At 67.1% G+C, this 10,645-nt stretch carries 9 protein-coding genes and 1 pseudogene; 8 read left to right on the forward strand and 2 right to left on the reverse strand.

All coding sequences use genetic code 11. From position 1 onward, the window contains the following. Positions 1 to 179 precede the first annotated feature (179 nt). The 3 genes and pseudogenes from GRC12_RS36095 to GRC12_RS36105 all read left to right on the forward strand — a co-directional run. On the forward strand, positions 180 to 1,055 hold the full coding sequence (locus GRC12_RS36095; RefSeq protein ID WP_208784259.1) for a GntR family transcriptional regulator: 876 nt from the start codon (positions 180 to 182) through the stop codon (positions 1,053 to 1,055). After that, on the forward strand, positions 1,055 to 1,792 hold the full coding sequence (locus GRC12_RS36100) for an HAD family hydrolase (RefSeq protein ID WP_308286716.1): 738 nt from the start codon (positions 1,055 to 1,057) through the stop codon (positions 1,790 to 1,792). The genes GRC12_RS36095 and GRC12_RS36100 overlap by 1 nt, the downstream gene beginning before the upstream one ends. 104 nt (positions 1,793 to 1,896) lie before the next feature. Beyond that, positions 1,897 to 2,097, forward strand: a pseudogene (locus GRC12_RS36105) (IS5/IS1182 family transposase); the annotation flags it as partial. Positions 2,098 to 2,105: 8 nt separating this feature from the next. On the opposite strand, the gene GRC12_RS36110 reads toward GRC12_RS36105, so the two are convergent. Beyond that, positions 2,106 to 2,294 (reverse strand): hypothetical protein, encoded by a 189-nt coding sequence (locus GRC12_RS36110; RefSeq protein WP_208784273.1) that lies wholly within the window; start codon positions 2,292 to 2,294, stop codon positions 2,106 to 2,108. 158 nt (positions 2,295 to 2,452) lie between these two features. Here GRC12_RS36110 and GRC12_RS36115 point away from each other — a divergent pair, with 158 nt between their 5' ends. The 3 genes from GRC12_RS36115 (at position 2,453) to GRC12_RS36125 (ending at position 7,051) form a co-directional block, all read left to right on the forward strand. Further along, on the forward strand, positions 2,453 to 3,358 hold the full coding sequence (locus GRC12_RS36115; protein WP_208784263.1) for a GntR family transcriptional regulator: 906 nt from the start codon (positions 2,453 to 2,455) through the stop codon (positions 3,356 to 3,358). A gap of 195 nt (positions 3,359 to 3,553) precedes the next feature. Continuing rightward, entirely contained in the window at positions 3,554 to 5,761 is a 2,208-nt protein-coding gene (locus tag GRC12_RS36120) for an aminoglycoside phosphotransferase family protein (protein ID WP_208784265.1), read from the forward strand. 234 nt (positions 5,762 to 5,995) lie between these two features. Further along, a complete protein-coding gene (locus GRC12_RS36125; protein WP_308286717.1) occupies positions 5,996 to 7,051 on the forward strand; it encodes an aminoglycoside phosphotransferase family protein in 1,056 nt (351 codons plus the stop codon). Positions 7,052 to 7,120: 69 nt separating this feature from the next. Here the strand turns inward: GRC12_RS36125 and GRC12_RS36130 are convergent, their stop codons facing one another. Continuing rightward, positions 7,121 to 8,083: a zinc-binding dehydrogenase gene (locus tag GRC12_RS36130; RefSeq protein ID WP_208784269.1), complete on the reverse strand. Its 963-nt coding sequence runs from the start codon at positions 8,081 to 8,083 to the stop codon at positions 7,121 to 7,123. Positions 8,084 to 8,235: 152 nt separating this feature from the next. On the opposite strand from GRC12_RS36130, the gene GRC12_RS36135 reads away from it, so the two are divergent. Both GRC12_RS36135 and GRC12_RS36140 read left to right on the forward strand, forming a co-directional pair. Then, entirely contained in the window at positions 8,236 to 8,841 is a 606-nt protein-coding gene (locus tag GRC12_RS36135) for a TetR/AcrR family transcriptional regulator (protein WP_208784271.1), read from the forward strand. A 75-nt stretch (positions 8,842 to 8,916) separates the two neighbouring features. Next, on the forward strand, positions 8,917 to 10,645 hold a 1,729-nt coding region (locus tag GRC12_RS36140; RefSeq protein WP_208784272.1), incomplete at its 3' end, for a HelD family protein.

Genomic DNA, 10,645 nt, shown 5'->3' on the forward strand with positions numbered 1-10,645 from the left:
GTGCGGAGGCGGGACGGGCGGAGCGGACGGAGTTGGGGGAGGCCGATTCGAACGAGGAGGCAAACCTTCCGCCAACTCTTCCGAGTTGGTAACCAACTCTGACTAAGTAATCCCCACTTGGTCCCTACTTATAAACAAGTCGCCAACAACTCCCAGCAGATGGATCCGAGTTGTAGCGTTTGGTCGTGACCCAGGAGAACGTGGCAGTGAACGGCAGCAGAAGGTCCCCCCAGGAGATCGCCGACATCCTCCGCGAACGCATCCGCACCGGCGACCTCAAGGCCGGCGACCGCCTGCCGACCCAGGCAGAACTGGCGGACGAGTTCGGCGTGGAACGGGGCGCGGTACGCCAGGCCCTGCGCGCCCTCCAGGAGGACGGCCTGCTGAGCAACGTCAGCAAGGGGAGCCCGCCGCGGATCGCAGAACCGCCCGTGACGCGCGGTGAACCACAACCGACGATGGTGGGCCTGGCCCCACGGCTCGCGGAGGCGTTCTCGGCCCCGCACGTCCGCATCGACGCCGCGTGCCTCACCGCCGAGAGCCTGATGCTGGCCCTTGGGGAGCCGCTGCGTCGCATCCACGCGGGCGAGATACGCCCCAAGTCGATCGACGCGCGCATCCTGCTGCCGTCCAGGGAGATCACCCTCGCCTTCCCGGTCCCGGTCGACGGCCGCGGCGACGACGACCCGGTCCACCAGCGGTGGCTGTCCCAGCGCAATGCTCAGGGCCAGGTCCTCAAGCACAACCTCCTGGCATTGCGGTCCACTCACGGCCTTGACGTCCGCGTCACGTTCCGTGCCCTGCCGTTCACTCCGCCGGTCAAGCTCTACCTGCTCAACGGCACCGAGGCGCTCATCGCGTACTACATGATCACCAAACGCGAGGAGGAGTGGGACAGCGAAACCCTCGAGATGTACGACACTCTGGGCACCGAGTCCCTGCTCTTCTCCTTCGAACAGCGCACCGGCCAACGGGACGCCGCCTTTGTCGACCAATCCCAGAAGTGGTTCAACGCCCTCTGGGAAACCATCACGACGGACCTGACACTCTCCTAGTGACTCCTGATACGACGCAGACTGATCCGGTGACGGTAGAGACAGGGAACCAGCGAGAACTGATCACCAACGCCCGCTTCGTGCTCTTCGACTTCGACGGCCCTGTTTGCCGGCTGTTCGCGGGGCACACGGCGGAGCAGGTGGCGAAGGAACTCGTCACCTGGCTGGAGCGGCAGGGGCTGCGCGGCTTGCTGACGGAGGAGGAGAGGGTCCATCCGGACCCGATGGTGGTGCTGTATGCCGTCAACCGACGCCATCCGCACAGCGATCTGGTGGCCGAGCTGGAGGAGCGGCTCACCCAGCAGGAAATCAAGGCCGTCTCCTCCGCCCTGCCGACGGCGTGGGCGGACCCCCTCATACGCACATGGCATGCCCTGGGCAGTCGTCTCGCGGTCGCCACCAACAACTCGCCCCGCACGGTCGCCGATTACCTCACCACCCGCGGCCTGGCCGACTGCTTCGCCCCCCACATCTACGGACGCACCAGCGATCTCGACCTGCTGAAGCCGAACCCGCACTGCCTCAACAGGGCCCTCAACGCGATGGGCGCCGCCCCCTCCGCGGCCCTGATGATCGGCGACGCGCCAACAGACCTGCAGGCCGCGAAGGAGGCCGGCGTGCCGTTCCTGGGCTACGCGCGTAACGAGTACAAGGCAAAACAGCTCAGGGACGCCGGCGCCCAGGACGTGGTGGGATCACTACTACCAGTCCTGCAGGTGTTGCGAGAGCGGGCTTAGGGCGATTCCGTCTTTGTGCGGGTGAACTGTGGCACGGCGGAAGCTGTGGGAGAGTCGGCCGGAGTCCGGTTGACCGTGCGGGGCAAGGGGGGCCAGCCCCAAGCGAGGGCGGTATCGTCCCGAAGATCGCCCGCCCCGGTCAGCCACATGGCTCGGGCCGGGGCAGGTGCGACGGGTTGCCGAGTCCGGCATCGCTTGGTCTCGCGCGACTTACGCACTCGCTGGGAAACCCGAGACGCCATGCACGCCGCTATCTCCGGCTCGCCCACTGCATGACCCTCGCCCGCAAGAACCCAGCGCTCTGAAGGGCCCCCTAAGCAGGACCGGCCATCACGGCCAGGGCAAGAAGGGCGGCCCCTGCGCCCGCACACTTGTCGTTACGCGTCCGAGCCCCGACGCCGAGGAGGACGAGACCCAGCCCGGCCACGAGCCCGTACCGCGTCTGAACGATGTGATTCAGCAGCATCGCCGCAACCGAAACCACCAATTGGATGATCAGCATCGCCCCACCCCGATCCGCTCAGGAAACCGATCAACTACCGGTCCAATTGGACTGGTTGCTTGTAAATTGGTTGTGCCCTGGCCGCCTGATCCCTTAACTGGCCGCCCAATCTGACTTGAATTGGTTTGTTCGTGTCGCGTGGGAGGTACGGTCGCGATGTGAGCGCGGAACGTGGTGCCGGTGCCGGGAAGGGGTCCTCCTCTCTTCTGGAGGCGTTGCGTGGCCGGATCGCCGAGGGGTCCTATGCGCCGGGGTCTCACCTGCCGCCGCAGCGGGCGCTCGCGGAGGAGTTCGACGTCTCGCGCGACACCGTGCAGAAGGTGCTCGGTGAGCTGAAGAGCGAGGGGTGGATAGATTCCAAGCAGGGCAGTGGCTCGTGGGTCGTGGACGAGCCGCCGATCCACTCACTGATACAGCCACCGACGGCGCCGCGCCTTCGAGCGGCTCTGGGGCCCTTCATTGCCCGGGCCTTCGGGCAACCCGTCGTGCAGTTGGACGTGTTCACCTTCACGTCGGAGAGCCTGGACGCGCACATCCGGCTTCAGTCCGAGCGCATCCGTCTGCGGGAAATCCGTCCTCCCGAGCGCATCGAGTTGCGCATGCTGCTCCCCGACGACTCGATCGATCTGCCGTATCCCAGGGCCAGAAGGTCAGCCGGCGGCCCAGGTGAGACGTCGGACATCGACCACCGGCTCCAGGACCGGATGCGTGACATCACCCGACGGCACACGGCCTCACTGCGCGCCGCGCTACGGGACCTCGGGACGGAAGGGCTGGTGCCGTCCGTGCGCGTGGACGTGCGCCGGATACCGTTGGCCCCGCCGTTCAAGCTGTACCTGATGCGAGACGTCGAGGCGCTGTTCGGCCCGTACCGGGTGGTCGAGCGGTCGATTCTGCTCGACGACGAGACGGAGATCCAAGCTCTGGACGTTCTTGGTCTGGGGTCGACGCTGACGCGCCACGTCAACGACCCGGGCGATCCCAACTCCACCGGATCTGTGTTCATGGAGAGCTGGCAGGCCTGGTACGACTCCTGGTGGACCATCCTCGAACCACCTTCCTGAAACGTGCTCGTCACGCGGGAGAATTTGGGTGGTATGAGACTGGCGTGTGTCCTGGACGTACTCAAGTGCATGACTGTTTGGTGACAGTGGCATCGCGCGAGTGGGCAGGGCACTAATCTGTGTCCACTCACTTTCGCGCATGAGGATCAGCGCTAGCGCATAACTATTCAGGAGTGCCCCTTGGGTGGTCCATCAATGCCCGGCGTCCGGCGATCGGTGCCCGAACACTTCGTGCGCTATGCCCGAGCGGTGGGGGAGTTCGGCCGGGGGCATCACAACCGCAACTACATGGTGCGACCGCTCACGGAGGAGCACAGTCGGCGCATTGGAAGTGCGGATGGAGAGCAGGTCACCCTCAGAGAGCGGATCCGCGGTGCGTTGCCCGTGGTCATCCGGACCTGGCAGAACGAGGCCGACATTCTCGCCGTCGTCCGACAGGCCTTGCCCCATGTACCGCGCTGTCTGGTTCAGGACCGTGACCTGACCATCCTGAGCTACGTCCAGGGCGTGCCGCTGTCCAGCATCTGCCCCAACGGCAAGACGGTGGACACGAATCTGATCGCCGCTTTGACCGATCTCCTTGCCGACATGACGAAGGTGCGCAGAAGGGACCTACCGCCGTTGCCGCCATCCTGGCCCCGCAACGGCAGGGACAGCCGCGCTTTCCTGCGGGCACTGGCACACGCCGCGGAGGTGCAGATCCGGCAGCGCAACTGGCGTCGGTTCGGAGGACTGTTCGCCATGCTGGGCATTCCGGAGAACGCGATGGTGGGGTTCGCCGAGCGGGTGCCGGCGATGAGCGCCCGTCCCTTCAGCTTGCTCCATACGGACCTGCATCGCGACAACGTGATCGTGTCGTATCAGGGGGACCCACCGCTGATCTGCGTTGACTGGGAACTGGCGAGCTTCGGCGACCCGTTGCACGACCTGGCCACCCATCTGGTGCGGATGCAGTACCCCGACCATCAGCGGCAGGAAGTGATCGAAGCGTGGCGCGACAGCATGGGACGGCGAAGCCTCAAGGCTGTCAACGGCCTCGACCGGGACCTGAGGCACTACGTGGACTTCGAACGGGCCCAGTCCGTCTACCCGGACGTCATGCGTGCTGTGACCTCCCTCGGCGACTCCTTCGACCAGCGGGACCTGGACGGGGCCACGAGAGCGGTGCGCATGGCACTCGAGTCGGCCGAGGAACCTCTCCGGCTCAAGAGCGTGCCCGACGAGAAGGCGATCGAGCGCATCCTCTTCCGGTGGAGCGTGTCCCACGGTAAGCGGCACAGCAGTGCCCGCGGGGTGTCGTCCATCTCCTGGGAGCGGGACGAGCGGGTGCCGGAGCATCCGATGTTCCCCTCGTCGGCTGTCGCGGAGGCGCTGTTCGAGGAAGGTGCCGCGTCGGCGGACCGGGTCTTCAAAGGGACGGCGCACCTCAGCACGGCCGTGCGGGTCAGCGGATACAAGGATCCCGTCATGGTGCGGAGAAAGGTGGGCACCGGCAACCCGCTGGAACGGCGATTTCTGTACGAGCACGCCGTGCTCAGGGCCATCGAGCAGTCAGGAGTCTTGGTCCGGGCACCGAAGGTGCTGGCCCTTGGCACCAGCGAACTCGGAGACAAATTCACCATTCATACCTACGAGGGTCCCAAGGGGCGTATTCGGCACCCGGACCACCCGGAAGACGGGCTGCTGCCGCATGAGGCGGACGATCTCGTCAACCAGCTCTGCGCGCTGACCTATGTCGACTGCGAAAAGTTGGAAGAGCGGGAACAACCCGTTGTGCCAACGGACTTCTACGCCCACCTCAGTAGCGAACTCATCCGCATGGTCGCCGAACTACCCAAAAGGACCGCTGACCTGGCACGCGAACTCGGCCTTCCTAGCAGCTACCGACTCGGGGAGATTCTCGGCCGGCACAAGGTGACGCCGCGTCGGCCCGTGCTGCTGCATGGTGACCTGAATCCCTGGAACCTGGTGCGCCGCGAGGACGGCAGCGGACTGACCCTCATCGACTGGGAGATGGCGATGGTGGGCGACCCGCTTTATGACCTGGTCCGCCACACCCATCTGACTCCGACCTTGCCGGACATCCGTGAGCGTCTTTTCTCTCGTTGGGCCGCGTTGCTGCCCGAGGATTGCACGGTGGGCTGGCAGCAGGACTGGCGCGTGTACCGCTGGATCGAGATGGTCCGCTCGGCCTATGTGGATCTCGACCGCCTCGTGGCTGGCGACAGTCTGGAGGCTCCCAACGTTCGCCGAGCGGTGGAACGGTACGCCATGACCCTGACCGAGGCGACCGCGACCCTGGGGCTCAAGGCCAAGTCAACGGCCAACCCCTACCTCGCCCTCGCTTTGCCCCATGGTGGCCCTGGAAGTTCTTCGCCGGTCGGGTACTCCGACGGCTTGTGAGCGGCGACAGGCATCTCGGACAGGGGAGGACGGCGCATGTCCGTAGGTGGGACAGGGGCCTGGAAGAGGGCGTCGCAGACATGATGAGCGCTTGCAACTGTCGTATGGAATTGTTGCCGCGAGGCTGTTTTCGCTGGGCATTATCGTCACGGAGCTGACCGCGTAGCTCGTCAAGCCGTGGACCGACGCGAGAGAAAACGGGTAATGTCACTCGAACCGACTTCTGGAGCCCGGGTGCGTGCCGCCCAATTGAGCATAGGTCGCAATGAGATCGAAGGTCCCCTCCGCGGCTACCACCACGAGACCTACGTATTTCCGCTTCCCGACGGAATTGGGCTTGGCCAGGGACGTTGGAAGTGCCGGGAGCCGCGTAGCAATCTCCTCTGGTTCGACCGGCGCTGCTTCGTGTCTGAGGAGCAGCTGCTGAAGGCTTTGGCGGGGCACATCGAGAGAATCCCGGACGTCTTCGATGTCGACTCGACCGGACTGCAGCGATTCGTTGAAGGGCAGACGCTCGGTTCCCTCTACACGTTCGGAGAGGCGCTTCCGGAGCCGATCCTCGATCAGATTGTCCTCCTTTTCGAGCAATTGGTTCGCGTGGCCCCGGAGACGATCACGGTCGAACGGCGATGCGTGGAAGAAGATCGGCCGGCCGACGGTGACACGAACGGATTTCTTGACCGTCTCATTCACTTCACCGAGGAACAGGTCTACAAGAAGAACCGACGCCGGTTCGGAGAACTGTTCCAAGACCTCGGGGTGGATAACAGCGTTTTCCCGCGGCTTCGGAAGCGCACGGTCCGTCTATCGGGGCGGCCCTTCTGCCTTCTCCATGCGGACCTGCACCGGGAGAACTTCATCATCGATCCCCAGCAGCAGCTCTGGACGATCGACTGGGAACTGGCCATGGTCGGCGATCCACTGTACGACCTGGCGACACACTTGTTTCTGATGCAGTACCCGGACGAGCAGAGCAAGTGGGTGCAAAAATTGTGGGCCGAGGTCGTCGAGCACATCCGGCCAGGGAGCTCTGCCGGAATGGCGGAGGATCTGCCGCTCCTCATGGACTACAAGAGGGCGCAGTCCGTCTTCACTGACGTGATCCGTGAGGCGATGTCGCTCGTATCCGGCCCGGACATCGACACTGAACTCGCCCAAGCCGGCTGGAAACTGCATGAGATCCTGACAGTTGCCGCCGACCCGTTGGACCTGTCCTCCGTGCCGAGCCAGGAAGACATCACGGCGGCTCTGGACCGCTGGCGCCGAGACGACTCGCAGGCGAAGGGCTGACACCCGCGTGGCTGCAACCCGCTCAAGTCCTGAGTGGGTGACTGGAGGCCTCCTACAGGGCCCGACCGCTCAGCACTCCAGCAACACCTTGCCCACCACTGTCCGTCGCTCGACGGCCGTATGGGCCTCACGGGCCCGTTCCAACGGGAACACCTTCCCGATCACCGCTCGCAACCGCCCACCCGCCGCTTCCTCCAGCGCGTACCCGGCCAGCCGCCCGAGCTCCGCCGCCGCGAACTGCACGTCCCCGATCCCGAACGACCTGATGCCACGGTCCGCTGCCTTCTGGGCGTCAACCGGTGCGAAACCCCCGGAAGGCGCCCCATGCGCCGAGAAGCGCCCCCCGTCAGCCGTCAAAGGGAGGGCCGAGGCGCCCAGTTCACCCCCCACCCCGTCCAGCACCACGTCGGCCGCCCCGCCCAGCGCCTCCCTGGCCCGTGTCACCCATTCGCCGGCGGAGATGTCGATCGCTGTGAGGGCGCCCAACTCCCGTACGAGGGACGTCTTCTCGGCGCCCCGGGCCAGCCCCACCACCCGCGCACCACGCGCCGCCGCCAACTGCACCAGTAGCGTCCCCATGCCGCCCGACGCCCCCAGGATCAGCACCCGTTCGCCGCGCGTGATCTCCGTCCGCTCGATCAGCCCCGCCCCCGTCACCCCGTCGTGCACCAGCGCTGCCGCGGTCAGCAGATCGACACCCTCCGGTACGACCGTCAGGGCAGACACCGCAGCCACGGCACGTGAGGCGTAGCTTCCCCGGACGTGGGACACCACTCGGCGTCCCAGCCACTCCGCCGGTACGCCGGGGCCGGTCTCCGTGACCGTGCCGGAGACGCCGCCCCCGGGGACGTACGGCGGGGTGACGTCGAAGTACTCGCGGCCCCATCCGGACCGTACCTGCGTCTCGACGAAGAGCGTGTCGGCGTACGCCACGTCGATCACCACCTCGCCCGCCTCCGGTTCCGGGTCCGGCAGTTCCACCGGCACCAGGACCTCCGGACCGCCGAACTCCTTCACCTGTACCGCTCGCATGGCATGCCTCCGGTCGCGCAGTCGTCGTACGGACTCGACTCGCGCAGTCTTCGACCTCAAGCGAGGTTGAGGTCAAGCGGCACTGGTCAGAGCGGCACGGTCGGATCAGAGCGGCACGGTCGGATCAAAGCGGCACGGTTAGAGTCGTCGGCATGACCGACATCGGCCTGCGTGAGCGCAAGAAGCAGCGGATGTTCAACGACCTCTCCGAGACCGCCATCCGGCTGTTCCTGGAGAGGGGCTTCGACGCCGTGTCCGTCGCCGAGGTTGCCGCCGCCGCCGAGGTGTCGAAACCGACGCTGTTCCGGTACTTCCCGACCAAGGAGGACCTGGTTCTGCATCGGATCGCCGATCATGAGGGCGAGGCCGCCCGCATCGCCGCCCAGGGGCCGACGCCGGTCGCCGCCCTGCGGCGGCACTTTCTAGACGGGCTCGAGCGGTCCGACCCCGTCACCGGGCTCAACGATCATCCGGCCGTCCTCGCCTTCCACTCCCTCCTCTACGGCACCCCCTCCCTCGTCGCCCGCGTCCACACCTACCAGGAGCGGTCCGAGGCCGCGCTCGCCGAGGCGCTCGGGGGAGGGCTGGAGGCGCGGCTCGCCGCGGGGCAGATCATCGCCGTCCAGCGGATCCTCGCGCTGGAGAACTGGCGGCGGATCGCGGCCGGGGAGTCGATCGAGGAGGTGCGGTCGGATGCCGTACGTGCCGCCGAGCGGGCGTTCGACATGCTGGCCGCGGGTTTGCCTCAGTTCGCCTGAGCGGAGCGGTTCCCGAGGGACGAGGTTCGGTAAGAAATTTAACTCGGTTACGTTTTCTGGCGTACCCTCGCCCCCATGACCTCAGCCGACCCCGCCCTGAAAGAGTCCCTCCACCACGAGCGCGCCCACCACGACCGCTGCCGTACCGCCCTCGCCGCCATGGTCGACGGCGCCCAGGAACACGTCGTCACCGGCGAGGACGTCTCCGCCTCCGGTGCCGACGCCGAGGTGCTCGGGTACCGGCTGAGGAGTCAGGCCAAGGCGATGCGCGAGCTGCCCGAAGGGCCCCTGTTCTTCGGGCGCTTGGACTTCTCGGCCGACGCCGGTGACCACTCCGGGCAGAGCTACCACATCGGGCGGCTGCGGATCACCGAGGCGCCCGCCGCCCCACCCCTCGTCGTGGACTGGCGTGCGCCCGTCAGCAGGGCCTTCTATCAGGCGAGTGCCCGGGATCCGCAGGGCGTCGCGGTCCGGCGGAGGTTCGGGTGGGCGGCCGGCAGCCGGGGCGACTCCGCCGATCTCACCGGGCTGGAGGACGAGCATCTGGGGAAGGGGGAGTCGCAGGCCAGCGGGATCGTGGCGCGAGAGATCGAGCGGCCCCGGGTCGGGCCCATGCGGGACATCGCGGCCACCATCCAGCCCGAGCAGGACGATCTCGTACGGGGTGGGATCGGTCTGTCCGTGTGCGTGCAAGGGGCACCGGGCACCGGCAAGACCGCCGTCGGGCTGCACCGCGCCGCCTATCTCCTCTACACCCACCCGCAGCGCATCCGACGCGGCGGACTCCTCATCCTCGGACCCAACCGCACCTTCCTGACGTACATCGGCGAAGTGCTGCCCGCCCTGGGCGAGACCGGCGTACGGCAGTCCACGCTCCAGGAGGAGATCGGCCGCCATCCGGTCACCGGGACGGACGAGGAGGGGACCGCCCTCGTCAAACACGACGCGCGCATGGCCGAGGTGCTGCGCCGGGCGCTGTACGCCCACGTGTCCAGCCAGGACGTCGACTCCCTCGCGATCAAGGACGGTTCGTACCGGTGGAGGGTCGGCGCCGGCGAACTCGTACGGATCGTCGAGGACGTGCTCGCCGAGCAACCGCCGTACGCCGTCGGACGGGAGCGGGTACGGACCCGGGCCGTGCGGGCGCTGCAACTGCGGGCCGAGCGGCGGGCCGGACCGCAGACGAACGCCTGGGTGCAGAAGATCTCGCGGGCGCGGGCGGTCGGCGCGTACGTCGACGCGGTGTGGCCCCGGGTGCGGCCGGAGGAGGTCGTCAGCCAACTGCTTTCCGACGCCGGTGTGTTGGGGGAGGCCGCCGACGGGCTGCTGGACGACGACGAACAGCGGGCGCTGCTGTGGGCGAAGCCGCCGCGCTCGTGGAAGTCGGCGCGCTGGTCCGCCGCCGATCTCGTCCTCCTCGACGAGGTCGCGGGGCTGATCGAACACCCCGAGGGGTACGGCCATCTCGTCGTCGACGAGGCGCAGGACCTCTCCCCGATGGAGTGCCGGGCGATCGCGCGCCGGGCGCGTTTCGGTTCGCTGACCGTCCTCGGCGATCTGGCGCAGGGCACCACGCCGTGGGCCGCGCGGTCGTGGGGGACGGTCCTGCGTCATCTGGGGAAGCCGGACGCGGCGGTCGTGCCGCTGACGACCGGGTTCCGGGTGCCCGAGGCCGTCGTAGGACTCGCCAACCGGCTGCTGGACCGGCTCGATGTGGACGTGTCGGCCGGACGGTCCCTGCGCACGGACGGGGAGTTGAGGGTGCGGGAGGCGGCGGGGGACGTATGCGGGGTCGTCGTGGAGG

The sequence above is a fragment of the Streptomyces griseorubiginosus genome, assembly GCF_017614965.1.
Lineage (GTDB): Bacteria > Actinomycetota > Actinomycetes > Streptomycetales > Streptomycetaceae > Streptomyces > Streptomyces griseorubiginosus_B.

Excerpts from the sequence above, each read along its gene's own strand:
- GRC12_RS36120 (WP_208784265.1), top strand. The coding sequence starts at position 3,554 with ATGCCCGGCGTCCGGCGATCGGTGCCCGAACACTTCGTGCGCTATGCC.
- GRC12_RS36130 (WP_208784269.1), bottom strand. The coding sequence starts at position 8,083 with ATGCGAGCGGTACAGGTGAAGGAGTTCGGCGGTCCGGAGGTCCTGGTG.
- GRC12_RS36110 (WP_208784273.1), bottom strand. The coding sequence starts at position 2,294 with ATGCTGATCATCCAATTGGTGGTTTCGGTTGCGGCGATGCTGCTGAAT.
- GRC12_RS36135 (WP_208784271.1), top strand. The coding sequence starts at position 8,236 with ATGACCGACATCGGCCTGCGTGAGCGCAAGAAGCAGCGGATGTTCAAC.